Annotated in this window: 21 protein-coding genes and 1 pseudogene; 13 read left to right on the forward strand and 9 right to left on the reverse strand. The window is 59.0% G+C overall.

The features are described 5' to 3' along the window. Nucleotides 1-98 precede the first annotated feature (98 nt). Together A5892_RS19775 and A5892_RS07000 are read right to left on the reverse strand one after the other, a co-directional pair. On the reverse strand, nucleotides 99-1142 hold the full coding sequence (locus A5892_RS19775; protein ID WP_223302813.1) for a restriction endonuclease: 1044 nt from the start codon (nucleotides 1140-1142) through the stop codon (nucleotides 99-101). Then, nucleotides 1143-2126: a DNA cytosine methyltransferase gene (locus A5892_RS07000; RefSeq protein WP_064122197.1), complete on the reverse strand. Its 984-nt coding sequence runs from the start codon at nucleotides 2124-2126 to the stop codon at nucleotides 1143-1145. It abuts the gene before it with no gap. Nucleotides 2127-2517: 391 nt separating this feature from the next. Between A5892_RS07000 and A5892_RS07005 the strand changes: the two genes are divergently transcribed. The 5 genes from A5892_RS07005 (at nucleotide 2518) to A5892_RS07025 (ending at nucleotide 7520) form a co-directional block, all read left to right on the forward strand. Beyond that, on the forward strand, nucleotides 2518-2835 hold the full coding sequence (locus A5892_RS07005) for a JAB domain-containing protein (protein WP_082890315.1): 318 nt from the start codon (nucleotides 2518-2520) through the stop codon (nucleotides 2833-2835). Between the two features lie 253 nt (nucleotides 2836-3088). After that, nucleotides 3089-4348 carry a tyrosine-type recombinase/integrase gene (locus A5892_RS07010; RefSeq protein WP_064122198.1) on the forward strand — a complete coding sequence of 420 codons (1260 nt, stop codon included), beginning with the start codon at nucleotides 3089-3091 and terminating at the stop codon, nucleotides 4346-4348. A 166-nt stretch (nucleotides 4349-4514) separates the two neighbouring features. Beyond that, nucleotides 4515-5633 carry a protein adenylyltransferase Fic gene (gene fic / locus A5892_RS07015; RefSeq protein WP_064122199.1) on the forward strand — a complete coding sequence of 373 codons (1119 nt, stop codon included), beginning with the start codon at nucleotides 4515-4517 and terminating at the stop codon, nucleotides 5631-5633. A 65-nt stretch (nucleotides 5634-5698) separates the two neighbouring features. Next, nucleotides 5699-6592, forward strand: a complete 894-nt coding sequence (locus A5892_RS07020) for a type IV toxin-antitoxin system AbiEi family antitoxin domain-containing protein (RefSeq protein WP_223302814.1) — start codon at nucleotides 5699-5701, stop codon at nucleotides 6590-6592. Beyond that, entirely contained in the window at nucleotides 6576-7520 is a 945-nt protein-coding gene (locus A5892_RS07025; RefSeq protein WP_064122201.1) for a nucleotidyl transferase AbiEii/AbiGii toxin family protein, read from the forward strand. The genes A5892_RS07020 and A5892_RS07025 overlap by 17 nt, the downstream gene beginning before the upstream one ends. A gap of 300 nt (nucleotides 7521-7820) precedes the next feature. Here the strand turns inward: A5892_RS07025 and A5892_RS21060 are convergent, their stop codons facing one another. Beyond that, nucleotides 7821-8183, reverse strand: a complete 363-nt coding sequence (locus tag A5892_RS21060; RefSeq protein ID WP_064122202.1) for a helix-turn-helix transcriptional regulator — start codon at nucleotides 8181-8183, stop codon at nucleotides 7821-7823. Nucleotides 8184-8595: 412 nt separating this feature from the next. Here A5892_RS21060 and radC point away from each other — a divergent pair, with 412 nt between their 5' ends. Beyond that, nucleotides 8596-9105 carry a RadC family protein gene (gene radC / locus A5892_RS07040; protein ID WP_064122203.1) on the forward strand — a complete coding sequence of 170 codons (510 nt, stop codon included), beginning with the start codon at nucleotides 8596-8598 and terminating at the stop codon, nucleotides 9103-9105. A gap of 213 nt (nucleotides 9106-9318) precedes the next feature. On the opposite strand, the gene A5892_RS07045 is transcribed toward radC, so the two are convergent. Genes A5892_RS07045 through A5892_RS07055 form a run of 3 tightly spaced genes read right to left on the reverse strand, consistent with a single transcriptional unit; the run spans nucleotide 9319 to nucleotide 12862 of the window. Next, nucleotides 9319-11298 carry a DUF3732 domain-containing protein gene (locus A5892_RS07045; protein WP_064122204.1) on the reverse strand — a complete coding sequence of 660 codons (1980 nt, stop codon included), beginning with the start codon at nucleotides 11296-11298 and terminating at the stop codon, nucleotides 9319-9321. After that, the gene (locus A5892_RS07050) at nucleotides 11298-11807 is read right to left on the reverse strand and encodes a three component ABC system middle component (RefSeq protein ID WP_064122205.1); all 510 of its coding nucleotides are present in this window, start codon (nucleotides 11805-11807) and stop codon (nucleotides 11298-11300) included. Before A5892_RS07050 ends, A5892_RS07045 begins: the two co-directional genes overlap by 1 nt. Continuing rightward, nucleotides 11804-12862 carry an ABC-three component system protein gene (locus tag A5892_RS07055; RefSeq protein WP_064122206.1) on the reverse strand — a complete coding sequence of 353 codons (1059 nt, stop codon included), beginning with the start codon at nucleotides 12860-12862 and terminating at the stop codon, nucleotides 11804-11806. The genes A5892_RS07050 and A5892_RS07055 overlap by 4 nt, the downstream gene beginning before the upstream one ends. A 795-nt stretch (nucleotides 12863-13657) precedes the next feature. Here A5892_RS07055 and A5892_RS07060 point away from each other — a divergent pair. Then, nucleotides 13658-14485, forward strand: a complete 828-nt coding sequence (locus A5892_RS07060) for a DUF932 domain-containing protein (protein WP_064122207.1) — start codon at nucleotides 13658-13660, stop codon at nucleotides 14483-14485. A 79-nt stretch (nucleotides 14486-14564) separates the two neighbouring features. Beyond that, entirely contained in the window at nucleotides 14565-15461 is an 897-nt protein-coding gene (locus A5892_RS07065) for a ParB/RepB/Spo0J family partition protein (RefSeq protein WP_441294768.1), read from the forward strand. On the opposite strand, the gene A5892_RS21065 is transcribed toward A5892_RS07065, so the two are convergent. Beyond that, the gene (locus tag A5892_RS21065; RefSeq protein ID WP_441294771.1) at nucleotides 15350-15658 is read right to left on the reverse strand and encodes a hypothetical protein; all 309 of its coding nucleotides are present in this window, start codon (nucleotides 15656-15658) and stop codon (nucleotides 15350-15352) included. The genes A5892_RS07065 and A5892_RS21065 overlap by 112 nt on opposite strands. On the opposite strand from A5892_RS21065, the pseudogene A5892_RS07070 reads away from it, so the two are divergent. Beyond that, nucleotides 15581-16520 (forward strand): annotated as a pseudogene (locus A5892_RS07070) (DUF3363 domain-containing protein). The gene A5892_RS21065 and the pseudogene A5892_RS07070 sit on opposite strands and share 78 nt — an antisense overlap. A gap of 72 nt (nucleotides 16521-16592) precedes the next feature. Here A5892_RS07070 and A5892_RS07075 read toward each other — a convergent pair. After that, the gene (locus tag A5892_RS07075) at nucleotides 16593-17528 is read right to left on the reverse strand and encodes a LysR family transcriptional regulator (protein WP_064122208.1); all 936 of its coding nucleotides are present in this window, start codon (nucleotides 17526-17528) and stop codon (nucleotides 16593-16595) included. Nucleotides 17529-17626: 98 nt separating this feature from the next. Here A5892_RS07075 and A5892_RS07080 point away from each other — a divergent pair, with 98 nt between their 5' ends. Then, nucleotides 17627-18736, forward strand: a complete 1110-nt coding sequence (locus A5892_RS07080) for an alkene reductase (protein WP_064122209.1) — start codon at nucleotides 17627-17629, stop codon at nucleotides 18734-18736. Nucleotides 18737-18887: 151 nt separating this feature from the next. Further along, on the forward strand, nucleotides 18888-19460 hold the full coding sequence (locus A5892_RS07085; protein ID WP_441294769.1) for a LysR family transcriptional regulator: 573 nt from the start codon (nucleotides 18888-18890) through the stop codon (nucleotides 19458-19460). A gap of 16 nt (nucleotides 19461-19476) precedes the next feature. Here the strand turns inward: A5892_RS07085 and A5892_RS19780 are convergent, their stop codons facing one another. Beyond that, nucleotides 19477-20391 carry a LysR family transcriptional regulator gene (locus A5892_RS19780; RefSeq protein WP_082890317.1) on the reverse strand — a complete coding sequence of 305 codons (915 nt, stop codon included), beginning with the start codon at nucleotides 20389-20391 and terminating at the stop codon, nucleotides 19477-19479. A gap of 839 nt (nucleotides 20392-21230) precedes the next feature. Between A5892_RS19780 and A5892_RS07090 the strand changes: the two genes are divergently transcribed. Continuing rightward, on the forward strand, nucleotides 21231-22406 hold the full coding sequence (locus tag A5892_RS07090; RefSeq protein WP_064122210.1) for an MFS transporter: 1176 nt from the start codon (nucleotides 21231-21233) through the stop codon (nucleotides 22404-22406). Nucleotides 22407-22457: 51 nt separating this feature from the next. Continuing rightward, nucleotides 22458-22910 (forward strand): universal stress protein, encoded by a 453-nt coding sequence (locus A5892_RS07095; RefSeq protein WP_064122211.1) that lies wholly within the window; start codon nucleotides 22458-22460, stop codon nucleotides 22908-22910. The last annotated feature ends 8 nt before the right edge of the window (nucleotides 22911-22918 follow it).

Here is a 22918-nt window from a genome sequence, read left to right on the forward strand (position 1 = left end):
ATTTGGTAATCAGGCTCAGGGAACCAACACGGTTTTTCAGGGTGCTGACAATATCTTCACCGGAGATGATCACCACCGGATGCTTGTCTTCCTTCAGCTCAGTGTAAGCTTGAGAGGAAAGAGTAGGAGGTTGTTACAAGTATCCCAAACTGCCTGTGTCGCAGTCTTGATAAAAGTCTGGAGAGCTCTTTGACTCCAACACCTTTTCCCTTAGGATCGTAGCATTTGGCTTCCAATGCAAATTCCACCTCAATGGCGCTTCGACCTGTCCCTATCCGGTACGCATCGACAGCATCCCGCCCACCGTCACGCCATGGCCGGGTGATATCACACTGGCCAATATCTGGCATGAATAGTCGGGCAATCTCCACTGCTGCTGTTTCGAATGCAAACGGATCATTACGGTATTGGTTGTGTACCAGGGACAGGATTTTATGGTCTTCAGTGGAATGGGGAAGTTGCTGTTCTTTGCTGCGTATGTCGATACTGTGTGGCGCATACAGTGGTGAGTATTTTCGTCCTGAGAGCCATTCAAGCCAGGGTTTGGGCGCATAGAGAGATGATACTGCATTTCCATTTTTTACATCATTTAGCCATTGCCGGGTGATGACTACTGGAACGTTGAGTATGGTGAAGATCGATTTGTAGTTCTGGAATCTGACGTTGTTGGGGCTTTTCGTCCGCCAGATGGCAACCAAGTCGTCGTCCGGGCCCAGGGTTTGCGCACCCGGGACGGCCAGTCCAAGAAAACGCAGATCACGATATTGTCCGGTTCCTCCAAAAAGCAGGATAACAGGGAAGTGGTCGAAAGAGATCGAAGAGTGGCGGGCCTCGAAGAGATTGCAGAGAATCTGATTTCCCTGCCTTGGGGTGTCGTGAATACTGCGGACAGTCTTGTTATCCCCATAATACGTGAAAAGACCATTTTCAATATCCAGGTGGTCTGGCCAGTCGGGGTCATTGAAGTTGGATTTCAGCGCCAACAGTTTCAATGTATCTATGCCAGGTCGTTTCCCCAAATGCCTGAAGCCTGCTCCATTGTCCACGCCGAGTAGTCGTGGCAGGGGATCATCTGACGCATTTCCTTTTCGCGAGTCACCATATATGTGGTCTACAATAAGGTCCATCTCGGCCAGATTCATTCAGGAAGCCAGCCCCATTTCTTTGCTTTCGATCAGAATGATTTTCTTGAAGATCATTTCCATGACTGGTGAGCAGACGCCGTTTCCACATAGCTTGATCTTGTCCCGGCGATTGCCGTGTGGGAGTTCGTGTTTGGAGCCCACACCCATGGCTTTCAGCAATTCAGGTGGCTGCAGCATTCGCAGATAGGGGGTATTATCCTTCCAGGTTACAAGGCCGAATCGATCCAGCGTGGTTACGGTACGTAGAGGGATATCGAGTGACTGCCAGCCGCCCCCATAATCAGAACCATAATAAACAATAATGAAGTCTTTTTTCCGGCCAAGTTTCTTGATAGCTCTTTCGGCCCGCTCAATGGTGGCCTGGGCTCTGTTTTCAGCATATAGGGGACGGCTCTTGTACTTTCCTGACCAGTCGATGACGGAGTGGGCCGGCTTGACCTCTCTTTTATGCAGTGAGATTAAATGCTCCCGTGAAATAACTGAACCCTGGCGGTCACATATCAGGAACATCCGTTTGCGGGACTGTGGTACACCAAAGTCCGCTGCGTTCAGGAAGAGATCGTTTACTGTATAGCCGTACGACTCGATGGTACTGACCAGCTCATTGTGGCGGCCCCACTTCTTCATGCGGTTGACGTTTTCCACGATCAGCCAGCGCGGTTCCATCGCCTCAATCCAGGGGATGATGCCAATAGCTGTTTCTTTACTCTGTTCACAGCCAGGTTTGGCTCCCCGTGCAATTGAATGGGAAGTGCATTCCGGGGAGGTCAACAGCACATCAGGGCGATGTTTACCGGCGAAGCCTCTGGGATCAATCTGTTCTATGGGTGAGCACAGAACTTCAGCAGAGGGGAAGTTGCTCTTGTAGGTGGTTGTGGCGATATCCCAGGCGTCCACTGCCAGAATGGGGCGGGCGCCAGCAGTCACGGCTCCCCGTGCACCGAGCCCGCCCCCACAGAATAAGTCCACAAAAGTAATCATATATCGTTGTTTTGTCTTCCATCGAATCAGTGGGTAATAGTACCAGGTTAATAGGCGGTTCGTCTCATTTATCCACCCAAATCAAGCGCTCCGGCGTACCGCCGTCGGGCTCGCGGGCTGCGCCTCGTGTCGAATCGCGGCCATCCGGCTTCGATCCCTGACGTCTCCGGCCCTTGAGAGCCTGTGCGCCCTGCTTGCTAATCTAAGGAGGTGACAGGTGGGGTGGGGCGGTCTTGCTGTTCCCTTCACCGTACCACGGCGTTCTCGCCGTCAAGGGCTGCGCGCGCCTTGCACGCTTGCGGCTGCGGCCGTCTTTGACCCCTGACAGCTTGCGCTACACCGTGCTGGCGCCGGTTTCGGGCAATTCCGCCCAAGCAACCGGAGCACGATCATGTCGCAGCTTTCCCTCTCTCTCATTTCCTCGCTGCTGGTGCGTGACGCACATGGCGGCTATCAGCCGGCAACAGCCGATCAGATCCTGGAGGCGGCGCGTCAAGTCATCGACCAGAAGACCCAGCGGGGTGCCTCCTTCACATCACCGACGGTCGTCAAGGAGTACCTGCGCGCCAAGCTGGGAGGCTTCGAGCATGAAGTCTTCGCCGTGCTGTTCCTGGACGCGCAGCATCGCTTGATCCACTACGCCGAGATGTTCCATGGTGACGGAGCGTCTTCCGAGGGCTATCGCCAGGTATCGATGAAAGTGACGTAACTTTTTGATCTTAAAAAAATAAGTTGCGTTTTCTATCGGTGGCTATCGCCGGCCAGCAGAACGGGTCGGCGACAGAACTGACGGTAAGCCCTCGGAGGTCGGATCCAGACCTTCCTGTTTACTATTGAGACCGAACCGGTCTTTGACGGTAAAAAACTCCTGAGGAAAGCTTGTTTTATGCGGCTTTCCGAGCATCAACGGGTCTCCAGGTCCCTGACGGTAAAAGCCGTCACGAACAGGAGGAACACCCTCGATGCTCACCGACACTGCACTGCGCAATCTCAAGCCTAAGTCCAAGCTCTACAAGGTTTTTGACCGCGATGGCATGTACGTGGCGGTATCGCCCGTTGGTACCATTACCTTCCGCTACGACTACCGTCTCAACGGGCGCCGCGAGACGCTGACGCTCGGACGGTATGGGCCAGCGGGCATGTCGCTGGCCATGGCGCGAGAGCGACTGCTCGACGCCAAGCGCTCGGTCGATCAGGGCATTTCCCCGGCGCTGGAGAAGCAGCGGGCCAAGCGGCGGCTGACGGCCGCCAAGACCTTCGGCCAGATGACGGAACGCTGGCTGGCCGATGCCCGCATGGCCGACAGCACCCGGTCGATGCGCAAGCACATCATCGACCGCGACATCCTGCCGGTCTTCCAGAATCGAAAGCTGAAGGAAGTCACCCCCGACGACCTGCGGGCGTTGTGCAACAAGGTAAAGGCGCGCGGCGCACCGGCCACGGCCATCCACATCCGCGACATCGTCAAGCAGGTCTATGCCTTCGCCATCCTGCATGGCGAACGGCTCGCCAACCCGGCCGACGATGTGAAGGCGGCCTCGATCGCGACCTTCGTTCCCAAGGATCGGGCGCTCTCGCCGGCGGAGATCCGGCTGGCCTTCCACCAGCTGGAGACCATTGCGTCTTATCCGACCATCCGGTTGGCCTTGCGCTTGATCCTGCTCACGATGGTGCGCAAAAGCGAACTGGTCGAGGCCACCTGGAACGAGGTGGATTTCGAGAACGCCACCTGGACGATCCCTAAGGCGCGGATGAAGGGGCGCAAGCCGCATGTGGTCTACCTGTCGCGGCAGGCGATGGACATCTTCGTGGCCCTGCACACCTGCGCGGCAGGCTCACGGTTCGTGCTGCCGTCGCGCTACGACGCCGACAGGTGCATGTCACATGCAACGCTCAACCGTGTGACCCAGCTTATTGCCTCTCGCGCGAAGGAAGCCGGGTTGCCGCTGGAGCCATTCACGGTGCACGACCTGCGGCGCACCGCGTCCACGCTGCTCAACGAGGTGGGCTTCAACGGGGACTGGATCGAGAAGTGCTTGGCGCACGAAGAGGGCAGCAGGTCTTCGCGCTCGGTCTATAACAAGGCCGAGTACGCCGGGCCGCGGCGTCACATGCTCCAGGAGTGGGCCGATATGGTGGAGGCATGGATCGATGGGCGCACGCATATGCCGAAGCTGGTGCCAGAGAACGTGACCGTGCCGGTTCTGAGTCCTGCGCTCTGATGTTTTTAAGCTGTGATTTGGGGACATGTTGAGGTGCTCATGTCGTCAAGAACGACATGAGCACCCTACGTGTCGCTATTCCAATGAAATAAGAACATGATTCGTTGACGTGTCGCCAGCAGCGACATAAGCTGAGAACGTGTCGTCAAAATGGTATTTTTACATCATGAATGATAATGCACTTGCCTGGCATCCAGAGCAGCCTCACAACCAGCTGCCAGGGCTACCCCCGGCGCAGGAACTGGAGACCCGGCCCGTGCTCAAGGCCTGTATCGAGGCGCGTGCCGCGTTGGCCGAACTCAAGCAGGCGGCAGAGTTGATTCCCAATCAGGCGATGCTGATCAATACCATTCCGTTGCTGGAGGCCAAGGACAGCTCGGAAATCGAGAACATCGTCACCACCACCGACCAACTGTTCCAGTACGCGCAAGGCCACGACAACGCCGATCCTGCCACCAAGGAGGCGCTGCGTTACCGCACCGCGCTGCACCAAGGCTTTCAATCGCTCAAGGCGCGACCGTTGTGTACCGCCACCGCCGTGGATGTCTGCCGCACCCTCAAGGGGGTGGACATGGACATTCGCCGCACCCCGGGCACGCAACTCGCCAACGACCGCACGGGGGAGGTGGTCTACACCCCGCCCGAAGGCGAGGCCCGCTTGCGTGACATGCTGGCCAACTGGGAGCGCTTCCTACACAACCAGGTTGACCTGGACCCGCTGATCCGCATGGCCGTGGGCCACTACCAGTTCGAGGCCATTCACCCATTCACCGACGGCAACGGCCGTACCGGCCGCGTGCTCAATATCCTCTACCTTATCCAGGAAGAGCTGCTGAATCTGCCGATCCTGTATCTCAGTCGCCATGTGATTGGCCACAAGGCCGACTACTACCGCCTGCTGCTCAGTGTGACGCGAGATGGCGCCTGGGAACCCTGGCTGCTGTTCATGCTGCAGGCCGTCGCCGATACGTCCAAATGGACCACAGGGAAGATCGCGGCCATTCGCGGGCTGGCCGAACACACCACCGAGTACGTGCGCACACGCCTGCCCAAGATCTACACCCGCGAATTGGTGGATGTCATCTTTGAACAGCCCTATTGCCGCATCGGCAACCTGGTGGAAAAAGGGATTGCCCAACGCCAGGCCGCCTCGCGCTACCTGCACGACTTGGCCAGCCTGGGTGTGCTGCGCGAAATGCAGGTTGGCAAGGAAAAGCTCTTCATACACCCCAAGCTGATGCAATTGATCAGCCGCGACAACAACGACTTCCAGCCTTACGCCTGAAGTGCCGGGAATGGCTTCGGACGGGTAGCCTCGGGTTTGCATTTTTCAATAAAAGATCACTCTGGATGATCTTTTTTTATGTATTTTCAAACTCATGGCCCTTGGCGGAGGTTTATAAAACTGATATTTTGAACACTATGAATGCTCAAAATTCAGGAAAGTTGAACCGTTTGTTGGCAGAACTGGGCGATACCCGCCTGGTGTCCAGCCGCTGGCTGCGCGCGCATGATTACTCCAACAGCCTGGTCGCGCGCTATGTCGGCAGCGGCTGGCTGGTGTCGCCGGCGCGTGGCGTGTATATGCGCGCGGGCGGGCGGCTGCAATGGGATGGGGTGGTCCGCAGCCTGCAGGTTGGGGAGGGCATGCCACTGCATGTCGGTGGGCGATTCGCACTGGCCTTGCAAGGGCACGAGCACTACTTGCGTCTGGGCGATGCCGGAACGATCACGCTTTACGGACCGGTGCCGCCGCCGGGCTGGGTCGGCAAATTGTCGATGGAGCAGCGCTTCGAGTACCAAGGCAAGGGGCCGTTCGACCTACTGGCCGTGCCCGTCACGGCGGAAGTCTCCGAAAAGGCGCTGTCCGGGGTGGGTTTGGCCCTTCACTCCGCTGCGCCTGGCGTCGATGCCCTGGTGTGCTCGACGCCTGAGCGGGCCATGCTGGAGCTGTGCGATGGCGTATCGGATGCGGCGGGGGTCTACGAGGCCGATGCGCTGATGCAGGCCATGACCACGCTGCGCCCGCAGCGGATCGGCCTGCTGCTGCGTCACTGCCGCAGCATCAAGGCCAAGCGGCTGTTCCTGGCCCTGGCCGATCGCCATCGGCATGCATGGCTGGCGCATGTGCCGTTGGATGGCGTTGATCTGGGCCGGGGCAAGCGGGCGCTGGTCCCCGGTGGGCGCCTGCATCCGACCTACCAGATCACCTTGCCGGGAGACCTCGATGAGCACTTGGCTTGATCGATGGGATCGGCGCTATACCGACCGGGTGCGGCTGCTGGTGGAGATCCTGCCGGTGCTGGCCCAGGAGCTGCGCTTCGCGCTCAAGGGCGGCACCGCCATCAACCTGTTCGAGCAGGACCTGCCGCGCCTGTCGGTGGACATCGACCTGGCCTGGCTGCCGGTGCACGACTATGCCGAGGATGCGAAGCTGATCGCCGAAGCACTCGGACGACTGGCCGACGCGATGCGCGCCCGGCCTTTGCAATTGCAGGTGCAAGCTTCAGCGGGCGAAGGCGGGGCGGTCACCCGGCTGGTGGTCAGTCGCCGCCGCGCGCGTGTGCAGATCGAGACGACGCCGGTGATGCGCGGGACGGTCCATCCAGTGCGGACCATGGTCGTGCGGCCACGGGGGGAGGAGGCGTTCGGCTTCGCCGAAGTGCAGGTGCTGGACTTCGCCGATCTGTATGCCGGCAAGCTGGCGGCGGCAATGTCGCGGCAGCATCCGCGCGATCTGTTCGACGTGGGTCTGCTGCTGGAGGATGAGCGGGCGGATGCGCACCTTTGGCGGACCTTTCTCGTGTACCTGACATGCAGTCCTAAGCCAGCATGGGAAATGCTGGCGCCGCGTGTACCTGCGGATTTCGAGGCCACCTTCGAAGCTCACTTCACGGGCATGACGGCTGAGCCCATTGAAGCGACGGCCTTGTTGAAGAGCCGCGAGCGTCTGTTGGCACGAGTGGCGCATTGGCTGGACGAGCCGTCACGCGCCTTTCTGCAATCGGTCGAGGATGAGCAGCCGGATTTCGGATTAATCGGCCTTGCCCATGCGGCTGATCTGCCCGGTGTGCGGCGCAAGCTGCACAACCTAGCGCAGCGCACGGCGGCCAAACGCGCTGCGGATCGTGGGCAGTTGGCGGACGTGCTGGCGCGCATCAAGGCGCGCTGACGCAGCGGGTAATACAAAGGCGATGGGGTGATCGCGATGGTTCACGATTTCACACTGGTCTATGCGCTGAATCCTGGGCTGGATTCGCAGGATGAGGTCCTGCGCCGGCTGGCCGGCAGCGACTGTGCCGACGCCACGGTGGGCTGGGGTCGGCCTGGGCACGTCGCGCTGGCCTTCAGCCGGGAGGCACGAGACCGAGATGTGGCGGTCACGTTTGCTGCGGCTCAGATGGCACAGGTGCTGCCCGGGAACTGGTCAGGGTGGATGTCGGGTAGTCGCCGTGGACGCTAGACGGCGATTTCATCGAACAGGGCGATGCCGACGCAGCCTCACGTCCGGGCCGGGCGATATGTCGGTCTCTGATGATCGCGAGGCTGGCTTGCGGCCTTCTATCCAGGCTTCGACTTCTTCCAGATCCCAGACCACGCAGCGCGGCGTCAGCCGGAAGCGCCGGGGAAACTCGCCGCGCTGCTCCATTTCGTAGATGGTGGTCTCCGCCAAGGGCACGATCTGGTGCAGCTCACGTCGGCGGATCGTGCGGCGAAAGGGGAGCGGCGAGCCCTTCGGGAACTGCGGAAGCTCGGCGTACTGCTCGGTGCCGGGGCGGGGAAGGGAAGCAGTGGGTTGTGCAGAGGTCCTGAGCGGTTCTGAGTCGGCAGCCATCGTCCAGATTCCATGGAGTTCGCAATGAACGTCATGGTGGCTATTGCCAGCGATCACGACAACTTGCTGCAGCAAGGCCGGGCGTAGGAAAGGAACATCCCGGCGTTCCGCCGTCGGGCTCGCGGGCTGTGCCCCCGCGCCCCCGCGCCCCCCCGCCTCTGCGAGTCGCGGCCATTCGGCTTTGATCCCTGATGCCTTCGGGCCTGCGCGCTGCGCTTGCCTTCCACTTCTTCGTTGGAGATGGAGAGGCCGGCTTGCTGTTCCCTTCACCGTATCACGGCGTTCTCGCCGTCAATGACTACGCGTGCTCGCACGCTTGCGGCCTGTCGGCCGTCTGTGATCCCTGACTGCTTGCGCTGCGCCGTGAGGCGCCGGTTCCGGGCAATTCCGCCCGAGCAACCGGAGCACGATCATGTCGCAACTGTCCTTTTCCTTGTTCGATGCTGCTGTACTGGTGCGTGACAACCACGGGCACTATGCGCCGGCCACGGCCCATCAGATTCTGGAGGCTGCGCGCCAGGTCGTCGATCAGAAGATGCAGCGGGGCGCTTCTTTCTCCTCGCCTGTTACGGTCAAGGCGTACCTGCAGGCCAAGCTGGGAGGGCTGGAGTTCGAGGTGTTCGCGGTGATGTTCCTGGACACCCGGCATCGGATGATCGAGTACACGGAGATGTTTCGCGGCACCATCTACAGCGCATCGGTCTATCCGCGCGAGGTAGTCAAGGAAGCGCTCCGGTTCAATGCGGCGGCGGTCATCTTGTCGCACAACCATCCCAGCGGAAATCCCGAGCCCAGTGCGGCCGATCGGGCGCTGACCCAGCGGCTGAAGGATGCGCTGGCGCTGGTGGACGTGCGCACCCTGGATCACGTCATCGTCGTGGGAGCGAGCACGGCATCCTTTGCCGAGCGCGGGCTGATCTGACCTCGGGGGGGGCTTTCCCAAGACGAGATCCGAACAGCACAGACGCCATCATCCTCCTGTAGGCGCGGCGGTCGGCGCTTGTGTGCTGCATGTCGCTGGGGATGACGACGACTTATGGACGTAACGATGGTAGTCCAAGGAGTGGCTCTAATCCATCACCGACAGATTCGATTGCAACGTTCAACGAGACATGCAACCAAGCGCGCAGCTCCGTTACTGCAGACCGTCCCCCGGTTGCGAATACCATGCCGATGGCACCAGGCCTTTACCACGCCACACCTCAACCAGGTGGACGTTTGCAAGTTTACCCCATACCTCTTCGTCCGCATGATCAAGCACAACAATCTGCATGCGGCCATCAGTACGACTGATGACATGATCAAGGAGCGTGAACACCTTCCTCACCGCCGCGACATCTTCATTCTTCCATTCGGGTTCAGCTTCGACCGCGTTAGAGCTCTCTGTCCGACGCGCGGGAAAATAAACCTGACTTGGCTGGTCGTAGATGAGTAGTCCCGGCACTGGATGATGCGGCAACCTGAGGAAGAATCCCTGCAACGCAAGAGTCAGTGCAACATGGTACGCGAGCCAGTTCGCTCCACTGCCAATTTCCCAGAGATAATCATCTCGCGTCCCCCTGATGACCTTGACCGTCAGATCTTGAATCACCAAGCGAATCGGTGCGTCAGGCCATTCGCCATCAAGCTGTGGAATCAGACGACCTGAAATCTCTTGTACGGTATTGATGGCATTCTCAAGTTTCCGCCCGATCTCGTGTTCGGATACCAACTTCGCAAGGGTGTCGACCTGCGCCTTCAACGCCGCAATCTCTTCGCTAAGCGTCGATGACTTGTCTGCAGCTTCATAAAGCCGCAACGCTTCCTGCAGGCGGCCGAGGAAGCGCGAGATTTCCTCGCCGCGGGTCGTAATCCTGCGCGCCTCATCTGACTTTCCTTCCAGAGAACGAATCTCCTGGCGCACCGCCGCAAGTTCACCCAAGACGCCTTCCACAATCTCGCGCTGCCGAAGCGTTTCCCGACCCAGTGACTCTGCGGCGGTGGGTTGGGAGCGCAGTCGCAGTTCGATCCCCTCCAGAACCTCGCATAGTTGGTCAATCCTGGCCCGCGCGGCCTCACTCGGCTCCAAGGTGGCCATCGGCTGTGTCGATGACAGACCGCGAATCCATGAAGAGAGACTCAGACGATCCCGCTGAATGCGAAGGCCGTTGCCGTAGGCATCGGTACTTTCATCCAATCTTCGCAACTCATGCAACCGCCGCCTTGACTGATTGAGGGTTGCCGCCAAGTTGGACTCTGCTGCACGAAGCTCTGCGAGTCGGGTCATGATGACATCCATAGATGCCAGCGTTGGGATTGCCGCTCTGGCATCGCTTTGCAAGGCAGCGCGCAACAGATCAACAGTGGAAGGCCAATCGTCGGGGACAACCGTGTCTGCCGGGAGCAATCCGTATTCAATGGCAAGGCGCACCCACGCAAAACCCTCGCGTTGCCACGCCGATCCCGATTCCTGCCGTGCCCTCAGCTCACTTTCTTTTCGTCTGAGCATACGCTGCACGCGATCGAGTTCATGCCGGGCCTGCAACACCTCTGGACTAACGGCTCCAAGGACGTAGGGAAAGATGGTCTTGAGCTTCTCGCGATGCTCGGTAGTGTCTGCCTTGAAGAACATCACGTCCGGGTTGGCGACGATGTTCTGTGGCTGAAACAAGAAAGCCATCAGGTCGCGGAAGCTGGGGCGAAATTTGAACCGGTCTTCGGTGCCTGGCTCGAACTGGAGATTCGATAAACCGGCCAGCCGATTCAAGAGTGCCTTGACGTTCTCGACGTTCTGATTCTTGGCAAGTACTTCCCGTGGCGGGTCGATCTCTGGTGCTTCAAGAACAAACATCTCACCGGAACTTTTCAACTCGCCAGGCTCCCGACGAGCTAATAGTTTCTGGCCTTCAACCGTATCGACGAGCACACCGAACCACGAGCAGGTCTCGCGAATAACGCCGACCGGGATCGCGCATTTATCCGATCCCAGGCAATAGTCGACGATTGGGATGACCGAAGACTTTCCGGTTTTCGACGCGCCGCTGATGACGTTGACCATTCCCGGCTCAAAATGGACGACTCGCGGCTCGCCACCACCTCGCGGCCACAAGATGACCTGTCGCAGTTGAAAATACATCAGAACTCCACTTTGAGAGTGTGGGCTATCTGCTGATCGGATAAGTCAGCGAACCAGTATCCAATTTTCTCGGATGCCGGACCAATACGCCGAATTCGCTCGGGCAACGACGGTGCTGTCATGTCGTCATGGGGTCCTATCGCCCACATTGTCGCCGTTGTCGGGTCTATGCGAAGCAGTCCCGACTGTTCGGCACGCATGAGCGATTCGAGACTGAGTTGGCGCAACGCTAGCGCGCGCTCATGAACGGCGAAAAGTTCCTCTCGCTGTTCACCCAACTTTGCCGCGAAAAGATGCAGGCCTGAGCTCTTATAGGTGCTCAGCACCATACCCAAGGTCGGAGCATGCAGGACCAGCGGAAGAACCATGAACGCCAGTGGCAACGTGGCCGCTCGGCTGTCACGTTCCTGAAATCCCAATCCAAACTTCCACAATACGTAGGCGCCCAGCGCCTCGTTCTGAACAAGCGCCGCTTCGCTCAGTTGGACCTGTCGCTCAGTTCCGCTCATTCCTGATCATCCTTATCCAAGAGATCCTTGTGCTCGGAATGCCAACCAAGCAGTCGCCGCTCGGCCAGATCGTTGAAACTCCCGTGAGTAAAGTGTCCCGGCAATGCACGGCTATCAAGTGGCAAATCGAGTATCGAGCAGCGGTTGTAGACAGTGCGGCCCTGAATGATCTTCGTCTTGTCTGCGAACACGTCATTGACTTCGCCCTGGATGGCGGCATGTCGCCGCACCAGTGACTCCTCCCAATCATCGAAACTGCCGTCGTAGACAAGCCCTTGCTCTGCCCATGTCGCTTTGTCGCCCGAGGTCCGCATGAAGTCGCTGGCGGCGCGAAGCTGCTGTTCTTCTGTTGCCTCCACCAACTGCAACTGCCTGATGAAGATGGGCCGGTTCTTCAATACTGTCTGCGCATCGCTCGCAGTCAGCGCTGCGGTGAATGTGGGGAGATATCCCGGAAGATTGTTTCTCTGAATGAAGGCGTGAAAATTTCTTCGGAAATCCGCAACGCTGATTTGCGCTGCACCACCTTGGCGGAGGCGTTGATCGGCCCACTCCTTAGCAATCCCGATCGCCGACTGGCAGATGATGTCGATTGACGTCGCCGGAACTGCAGGAGCTAGAAGCGTACGAAGAGGCTCAATCGGATCCACGTCAGCGCTGATGGCCGAGAACCTCGCAACCAGCGCATCGCGGCAGGCTTCAGATGCGCCCAGGAACTTCTCGATATGCGCAGCGCACTTGGGTGGCTGCGCGCGTGCTTTCAGCTTTTTCTCGACATCCTTGACCAGCGCATGCGTGGCCAATGGCTCGCTGGTGGCGTGCATGGTCGAGCTGACTTTCCCCGTTCGTGGGGGTGTCACATAGAGCTGGAACGAGGTCTTGGCAGCATCCACTTTTCCTGATTCGATCAATTCGATCCAATTCGCCAGCGCCTTCCAGAAATCCTCAGACCAATCAGAAAGAGCGTTATGGGACAAAGCGCTTTTGCACTGCTCCAAGAGCAACGTCCCATCGGCATGGTGAACGGCAACGTCATCCAGCAACTCAAGCGACACGCTTGAATCCAATGGGCTGCTAAGGAGGAAGTAACACAGCCGGACAGGCTGCAGTGCAAATCCGAGATACGGTCCCGGTGCACTGTGCTTGACCAGCCCAGTCATGACTTTGGGTTCGCGCGCATATGGCCGCTAATAGCCAGCCAGCGATAAAAAGTAGGATCCATTACGCCTTCTCCATGCCAGTGCTCGCTAACACATTGGGTGTTCACGCTTTGTTACGTAGAGATTAGCAGCAATTTCATGCGGGTATTCCGGCACCAGTCGGGCAAGGGCTATGCATGTCTTTCCGACGCGTGCGTCCCCGGCCAAGGCACATGGCCGGTCGCGCTGTCGTACTACGCATCGAACCCCCTGCGGGGTTTCGCCCCTGACGGGCTTCCATCGTTTCCTCGCTCCGCTCGGCTGACGCCTTCGGCCCGGCTTCCAGCTTCGGGCCTGCGCGCTTCGCTTGCGTGCGGTCGGCACACAGGGATGGCCGTTGCCTTGTCCAGCCGTCTCCCCTGACTTCGTCACCTTACCCGCGACCGTAGCCCGCTCCCGTGTGCCGTCAAGGCGCGCAGGGCCGTGTCCTCGGCTGCACCTGCGGGCCGCACCAACCCTGCGCTTGTCTCCTTGACGGCCCCCGTCCGCGCGCTCCTTTGGCCGCGGGCGATGAACTCAGGAAAGACGGTGGCAACAGGGCCAACCGGGTTCCTCGTGCCGACCGCACCGAACAGCCGAAAGGCTGGGCTCCGAATCTAGGAATCCGGTGTGCGGTTTGAACAGCAAACCCTTTTCGTCAGGAGAAATGCCATGCAACTCGCATCCCGATTCGCTTCCCGTTCCCCGTCGCTGCGCAGCGACTACCCGCTGTCCGACGATCAAATCCGTAGGGTCGCGCCGTCAATCTTCGCAGACGCCCCGCACGAAAGCCGTTCCGAGCGGTACGCCTATATCCCCACCGCCGCCGTACTGACGGAGCTTCGCAAGGAAGGGTTCCAGCCCTTCATGGTGGCGCAGACCCGCGTGCGCAACGAAGACCGCCGCGACTTCACCAAGCACATGATCCGGCTGCGCCATGCCAACCAGATCAACGATGCAGAAGCCAATGAAATCGTCCTGCTGAACTCGCACGACGGCACCAGCAGCTATCAATTGTTGGCTGGCCTGCTGCGCTTTGTCTGCCAGAACGGATTGGTATTCGGCGACACCGTGGCCGATGTGCGCGTACCCCACAAAGGCGATGTGGCTGGACTGGTCATCGAAGGCGCTTACGAAGTCTTGAGCGGCTTCGACCGCGTGCAGGAATCCCGCGATTCCATGCGCGCCATCACCTTGAACGATGGCGAATCCGAAGTGTTCGCCCGCGCCGCGCTGGCCCTCAAGTACGACGACCCCGACAAGCCCGCGCCCATCACGGAATCGCAAATCCTGATGCCGCGCCGCTTTGATGACCGCCGCCCGGACTTGTGGAGCGTGTTCAACCGCACGCAAGAGAACCTGACCCAAGGCGGCCTGCGCGGGCGCAGCGCCAACGGACGCCGCCAGCAAACCCGCCCGGTGCAGGGCATTGACCAAAACATCCGCCTCAACCGTGCGCTTTGGCTGCTGGCCGATGGCATGCGCCAGTTGAAAGCCTGAATCCCCACGCGGCAGGGGCAGGCAGCAGCCCTTGCCGCTTCTCTCGCTGCTGCATCCTTAACCGCAAGGAGTCATCACCATGAACGCCGTACTCAAAACCGAAGCCCTCGCCATCGAACCCGCCGCGCCGCTGGAAGTGGCCGACCCGAGCAAGAACCTGATTTTGGTTCCGCTCTCGCAGTTGCTGCCGCGCCGCTCCAAGCGCAACGCGCGGACGACCTCGCGCATGTCCATCCCCGAACTGGCCGCGAGCATTGCCCGCGTCGGCCCGCTGCAAAACCTCGTCGTCATCCTTGCCGCTGATGGCGAGCATTACGAAGTGGTGGCCGGCGACCGCCGCCTGACCGCCTTGAAGCTGCTGGCGAAGAAGAAGCGCATCCCTGCCGACTACGAAGTGGCGTGCCTGCTGGTGCCCGACGCTTCGGCCCGTACCGTCAGCCTCGCGGAAAACCTGCTGCGCGAGCAGATGCACCCGGCCGACCAGTTCGAGGCGTTCGCCGCACTGGTCAAGGAAGGCCGCCCCATCGAAGACATTGCCGCCGACTTCGGCGTGACCCCGCTGGTGGTGCAGCGCCGTCTCAAACTCGCCAACGTCTTGCCGCGCCTGCTGGCCGACTACCGGGGCGGAGCCGTCACGCTGGAACAGTTGATGGCCCTGACCATCACCGACGACCACGCCGCGCAGGAAAGCGCGTTCTACGGTGCGCCGCAATGGCAGCGTGGCGCGTCCGCGCTGCGCGAACGCCTGACCGAACGCGAAATCGACGCTTCGCATCCGCTGGTGCGCTTTGCCGGGCTGGACGCCTACACGGCGGCGGGCGGCGGCATCCGCCGCGACCTGTTCGCGGAAGGCGATGCCGGAACCTACCTGACCGACGCTGCGCTGCTGGAATCGCTGGTGCGCGGCAAGCTGGATGCGCTGGCCGCGCCGTGGCCGGTGCCATCGTCACCCTCGACCGCAGCGGCGAAGCCGTGATTCATCGCGGGCTGCTGCATGAACGCGAGGTCGGCGAGCATGGTCGGGTGCAGATCGAACGCTTCAACGAACCCCGGCTGCAACGCCAGCGCCTGCAGCTGATCGGCCGCCTGCAACGCTTGCAGCGGCTGGGCCTGGCCGACGAGCTGCATGACCGCGGCTATCTGGTCATCGATGGCGTGGACGGCAAGGCTCACTACGTCGCGTTAAACGCCCGCGACGAGCGGCGAATATCCCATCGGGTCTGTGGTGGAGGTGCGTGGTTCCGCCGAGATGCGGGCGGCCGACAAGAACATCGCCGCGCTGGCGAGCGATGGCCTGTACCGCACCGATCATCACCTTGCGATCGAGCAGGGCCGGGCCAAGGCCGGACGCGATCCGCAGGAGGTTGTCGCAGCCCATGTCCGCCGGCTGGAAGCCCTGCGCCGAGCCGGCATTGTGGAGCGCGTGGCCGAGGGACTATGGAAGGTGCCGGACGACCTGGCCGAACGTGGCCGCCAGTACGACGCGCAGCGCCTTGGCGGCGTGGCCGTGGAGCTGAAATCGCACCTGCCGATCGAGCGGCAGGCGCGGGTGATCGGCGTGATCTGGCTGGATCAGCAGTTGATCGGCGGCGGCCGTAGGCTGGACGACCTGGGCTTTGGCGACGAAACCAAGCAGGCCCTGCAACAGCGCGCCGACTTCCTCGCCGAGCAGGGGCTGGCCGAGCGGCGCGGGCAGCGCGTGATCCTGATGCGCAACCTGTTGGGGACGCTGCGCAACCGGGAGCTGGCGCAGGCCGCGAAGGACATTGCCGCTGAAACCGGCCTGGAGCATCGGCCAGTGGCCGACGGGCAGCGTGTGGCCGGCACCTATCGGCGCTCGGTCATACTTGCCAGCGGCCGCTACGCGATGCTCGATGACGGCATGGGATTCAGCCTGGTGCCGTGGCGGCCGGTGATCGAGCAGCGGCTGGGTCAGCAAATCACGGCAGTGGTGAGCGGCGTGAGCGTGTCATGGGCGATCGGACGACAGCGGGGCCCGTCCTCGGATTGTAAGCGAGCGCAAATCCAGCTTTGAGCGATAGATAGAAGTTATGCGCACCCGACGCCGGCAGCACCATTGAGGTCGAAGACCACACTCTAACTGGACTTAAGACAATGACCCGACTGAATGTTCTTGCTGAACCGCATTCGCTATATCTACAAGGCGCTGCGTCATCCATTGCATCGCTGGATCGGCCCCACTGCGAGCAGGCCAAGCGATTATCACGTCAAACGGTAAAACCATGACCGGCGGTTCAAACAATCGAAGCCTGGGGTATTCGGCATACCCCTCGGCGATGCATGTTGGCACTGTCATGACCAAATCAGTGCGGGCAACTACCGCCGGCACGGCGATGAAATGGGGCAAAGTCAGCACAACTCGACGGCTGCGGCCCAGTGCCGCCAACGCCGTATCTACAGCTCCTGGCACATGCCCTCTGTTGGATACAAGTGCATGCTCTTCACCCAGGAATGCTTCCAACGTTATTTCGCCCATCCCTAAACGCGGATGGTCAGCGCGTACCAACGATAGGTAATTTTCGGAAAACAGGATCTGGCTATGGCGGTAGCCACGCAGGCTGTAGCTGTCGCTGATTGCCAAGTCCGCTTCACGCGCAGCGAAACGTTCTTCCATGCGTTGATCAAAAGGCAGTATTTCTAGGACGATCCCCGGCGCGCTCCGCCGTAACTCGGTTGCCAGTCTGGTAAGCACCACCAAAGCAGCGTAGTCATTGGCCAAGATGCGGAAATGACGCGTACTCGTTGCGGGATCGAACAGATTTGACTGCATGAAAACGCGGCCGATTTCGTCGACCAGAGCCGAAACGCAAGGTCTGAGTTCGTCGGCACGCACCGTACGCAGCATGGCGTTGCCACGCCGCACCAGCAGTGGGTCATCAAGCACGCGTCGTAGCCGGGCCAAAGCTGCGCTGGTCGCCGGCTGACTCAGTCCCAGGCGCTGAGCAGCTCCCGAAACGCTACCTTCGGTGAGGAGTGCGTCGAGGGCTTTCAACAGGTTGAAGTCGAGGCTTGATATATCCATTGAGTGAATTCCGGAAATAGATGTCATTTATTTGATTTATAAGACATCTCGCCCCATCATCGCAACAGACCCTAGACTTAAATATCGAGAATTTTGCGATGAACCCGTCCGACCCATCACCAGTCTCCGAACTGTTCCTCCCCTATTCACTGGGGCACACACATCTATCCAACCGCATCGTGATGGCGCCGATGACCCGTTCCCGGGCTGTGAGCAATGCGCCGGATGACAGCACAGTGACCTACTACGCACAACGTGCGTCCGCTGGACTCATCATTACCGAGGGGACGGTGGTGTCCCCTCAGGGACGGGGGTTTCTTTGGACTCCGGGTATTTACTCAAAAGATCAGATTGATGGCTGGAAGAAGGTGACCCACGCTGTCCATGAAGCGGGAGGAAAGATATTCGTGCAGCTGTGGCACGTGGGGCGGATGTCTCATGAGACGCTACAGGAGAATAACCAGGCACCGGTCACCTCCGTGGAATCACAGATCTTGAACTGGAAGGTCTTTGCATATGACGAGAAGGGCATTCCCGCGCAACTTGTCCCGAGCCGAGCGCGCGCGCTCGCGACCAGAGAAATACACGACATAACCGGTGACTTCGTGAGTGCAGCGAAGAACGCTATTTCCGCTGGCTTCGATGGAGTGGAAATACATGCTGCGAACGGCTACCTCTTCGACCAGTTCATCAATGGCGGCCTGAATACACGTAAGGATGAGTATGGAGGAAAGAGCATAGCCAATCGTCTGCGTTTCGTGTTGGAAGCCGTAGATGCTATAATCGAGGCCATTGGCAGTGATCGGGTCGGCGTCCGAATCTCCCCTTATGGACGCAATAACGATATGCCGCCATTCGATGATGAGCGGGAGACATTCTTGGCGCTAACTAGAGCGTTGGCGACGCGCGAAATTCTATACTTGCATATCAATGAAGGCGGCGAAGGAGAAAATATTCAGGAGCATATCCGCGAACTGTTTCAAGGGTCACTTATTCTTTGTGGGCAGTACACCCGAGAACGTGCGCAGGCGGCTTTGGCTTCCGGTCGGGCCGACCTAATAGCCTTTGGGCGGCCTTTTATTGGCAACCCCGATCTCGTTGATCGCATGCGTAATGATTGGCCAGTTGTGGTGGCCGATCGCGCCACTTATTACAGTGGTGGTGACGCTGGGTACATAGATTTCCCTCCATATGTAAGCTGCAAATAGAAGTACTGCTAACTTAACTTCTAAATGATCGCTGGCAAGGTCTGCGCCAAAGCATGGCGTTCTTCCTGGAAAGACTTTTGATGGAAGACGAGGATGGAATTACGTCACTTACGCAGCTTCCTGGCCGTCGCCGAAGAACTGCACTTCGCCCGTGCGGCTGCATATCGAGCAATCGCCGCTGTCTCGCGCCATCAAGGAGTTGGGGGAAGAACTGGGCGTGGTGCTGTTCGCCCGCACCACGCGCAGCACCCGGTTGACGCGCGCGGGCGCGCTTTTTCAGGAACACGTGCCGCACGTGTTCGCCGCCTTGCAGCAGGCTAAGGACAACGTGAAGGCGGCGGCCAACGGCTTCCATGGCCAGTTGTGCGTCGCATTGTCCGACGGCATTACGCCGTCGCGTCTTCCCACCCTGCTGGCGCTGTGCCGGCAGGAGGAGCCGGAAGTCGAAATTCGCTTGTTCGAGATGCCGCTATCGCTGCAGATTAAGGGGCTGCACGACGACCTGTGCGACGTTGCCTTCGCCCAGTCCGATGAGGTTGGAGACGGCATCGTGGCTGAAACGATTTGGAGCGACCCGTTGATGTTGGCGGTGCAGGCCCGGCATGACTTGCTTCGGTACAAGCGGATTCCGTCGGTTTCGCGCGCCTCAACCACTACGCAGTCTGTACCACCATCGCGGAGGCCCAAGAAAAACAAATCAACGTTCGCACCACCTTACGGATAAGCCGATGCAGTCGGTACTACGTGTGATCGCAAAGCCGTTCTGTAAGAAAGTCGACAAAGGCGCGGACACGGGCAGGAATGTTTGATCTACCGACGAAAACAGCATGAACCTCTTCGGCATCACCGGGATTGAATTCCTGCAAGATCGGAACCAGCCTGCCGGCTTTTATTTTAGGGCCTACGAGAAATTCACCTAGCCGCACGATGCCCATTCCAAGTGTGGCAAGTTGCCCAAGCGTTTCTCCGCTGCTTGCTTCGATAGTGCCCTTTATGGGAAGCCATTCGATGCTCCCATTGATAAGAAATGGCCATGAAGTCTCGGCCCTACGAAAATTGAAACTCAAGCAATTATGGGAAAGTAGATCTTCCGGCCTGGTCGGCGTGCCGAATCGCGCAAGGTAATCAGGTGAAGCAGCGACCACGCGCCTGACCTCGCCCAGTTTACGAGCGGTCAAACTGCTGTCAGGCAATTTACCGAACCGCACAGCGACATCCGCTTCACCCCCTGCAATGTCAGCGATCGTTTCACTCAAAGAAATGTCGACCAAAATATGTGGATAGAGCGCAGCGAATTCCGGTAGCAATGGGACGACATGCAGTCGTCCATGGGAAAGCGAAGCGCTGACCCGCAATCGCCCTCGTGGGGCGCCTTGATCCGCGATCTGTTGCTCAGAATCATCCAAATCCTTCAGGATTCTTCGGGCGGCCTGCAGGTAAGCTTGCCCTTCAGCGGTGAGCGTCAGAGATCGAGTGCTTCTCAGGAGTAGACGCACCCCTAGTCTGGTCTCTGTGCGATCGATCGTTCTACTGATAGCAGACGGACTGAGATTAAGCACGCGTCCCGCGTTGGAAAAACTGCCATGGTCCACGACGGCCGCGAAAACGACCAACTCGCGAGCACGGTCTGTATCAATATTATTTTCTGCGTTCAATGCAATTGTCCTTCAGTGTTCTGCACGATTCATGATCGAGCTCGGTAATTGATCATCAGGTTGGGCGCAATCCATTACCCACAATCAGCGCAAAAATTTTGTGCCGATGATAGCCCGTTCGTGCCGCTGCTGCAGCCAAAGCAGGCTTTGGGGCTTAACCCATCAAGACGCCCAATTAATGCGTTGAATGCAAAGCGCTAGGGCCTAGCAGCGCCCTACATGTTTGGGTCAGGCATCCTTCCTCACATGAATTGAAAATCGCGCGCCGCACATGGATGGGTCCCTTTGGGGCGCTAAGGCCACGTTCGCCAATAGCACAATCTGGCAGATCAGCGCGTGCGCTTGCCGTTTGAGACCGTCCTTGTCCCGGTAGCGGATCTCCACTATGGGTCCCGATAGCCATGCCTCGCGGCCGGCAAGTCGGGTCCTGCGCCAGGCGATCAATCAACCGAGTTGCCAGCGTTCTCGTTCGATGGGAGCTATGGAGCCCTGCGATAACCCCGAATACCTACAGGCAACCTCGACAGGATCCCATCGTAGGTAAGGGGTGATCTTCTGATCCCTCCGATAGCCGCGTTGGGCCGGGCAGAGGCCGACCGTCAAAAAGCGTCGACCGCATTTTCGGCCCCATTGGTGGATCGGCGAAGCGTTGGGTTCTGAGTGGTAACAAGCGATATTTGCTCTCCACGCAAAGGTGCTTGACCTTGGCAAGGGGTTATCAGGCACATTCAGGGTCTATATGATTCACGTAATTCGTGATTTTAACGTAAATGTGGCTTTTCCTGACTGGGCACTGCTCCGTCAGACAACGCTTTTCTTTACATGATATGAGGTGTGTAGTGAAACCCAACTGGGGTCTTTTGGCGCTGGCAATCGGCGCTTTCGCGATAGGCGTAACCGAATTTGGGCCTATGGGATTGCTGCCCGTTATCGCCAGTGATTTGAATGTATCGATCCCGGCTGCGGGCATGGTTGTCAGTGCCTACGCATTTGGCGTCATGGTTGCGGCACCGCTCGTAACGCTAAGCACAAGTCGAGTTTCGCGCAGAGCGTTGCTGATGGCGATGTCCGCAATATTCATCCTCGGCAGTACTTGGTCTGCAGTATCAACTAGCTACGAGATGCTGATTCTGTCGCGGGTTTTTACATCTATTAATCATGGTGCTTTTTTTGGCGTCGGCTCTATAGTCGCCGCTGGCCTGGCTCCTCCAGGGCGTCGCGCGGCGGCCGTCGCAACGATGTTTATGGGGCTGACGCTTGCCAATATCATTGGCGTGCCAGCGGCTACCTGGGCAGGCGAACATCTGGGGTGGCGCGCGGTCTTCTGGGCAATTGCAGCTATCGGCGTGGTGCAGCTAATCGGGGTTCGCGTGGCGCTGCCTGATATTCCGGGCAGCAAGACGACCAATGTTCGGTCAGAACTTCGAGTCTTGATGCAGAAAAATGTCCTAACGCCACTGTTATTGACCGTTATGAGCAATAGCGCCGTATTCACCGTGCTCACTTATATCGCTCCTATCTTCCAGGCCGAAGCAGCCGCCTCGGTCAACGTGGTCATGGTCATGTTGTTGATCGCCGGGATTGGAATGACCGTTGGCAGCTGGCTCGGAGGAAAATTCGCAGATTTGTCGGTGGATAGAACAATCACCGGATCACTGCTCATCAACGTGCTCATGCTGGGTGCCTTTGCTGTGTTCATGTCGAACATCTATGTGAGTGCGGTCATCATCTTTGCTTGGGGCGCGGCGAGTTTTGCTCTTATTCCGCCCATTCAAGTGCGCATCATGTCGGCGGCGAGCGGAGCCCCGAGCCTGGCTTCCGCCGTCAATATTGGCGCATTTAATCTCGGCAACGCGATCGGCGCAGTGGTGGGCGGATGGGTCATCGGTGCCAACCTGGGCTATCCAGCCGTTGCCTCTACCGGCGCTGCGATCGCGATTATCAGCTTGATCATTGCAGTGCTCTCGCGCGGTGATAACTCATCGGTCGATGCGGGCCAATTCATAGGCCACTAAGAGACGCTTCGACCTATGAGGCGAAGAACGCCTATATCTAAGGAAATTCTCATGTACAAGCATATTCTTCTTTCGACCGACGGTTCAGAAGTGGCCCAGAAGGGTATCGAACAGGGTCTATTACTGGCGCAGGGGCTCGGCGCCAAGGTAACGATAATTACCGTCACTGAGAAACTCCATACCTATGCAGGGCCGGCCGGAGGCGCTGGGTGGGTCCCCGCACCCGATGAAATGGCCGAATATGAGGCCGGCCGAAAGAAGGCAGCCGAGAAGGTTATTGTCGACGCAAAGGAGGCAGCCGACCGACTCGGGATCCAAGCGCAGACATTGCATATTCCAGATGCGCTACCAGCCGAGACTATTGTGGCGACTGCACAGGAGCGCGGTTGTGACCTGATCGCTATGTCATCACATGGTCGCCGTGGCCTTGATCGTCTGCTGCTGGGAAGCCAGACCTCGGAAGTCCTCGCCCACAGCCCCGTAGCCGTCTTGGTTGTTCGCTAGGCCGGCTA

It is taken from the genome of Halotalea alkalilenta, assembly GCF_001648175.1.
Classification (GTDB): domain Bacteria; phylum Pseudomonadota; class Gammaproteobacteria; order Pseudomonadales; family Halomonadaceae; genus Halotalea; species Halotalea alkalilenta_A.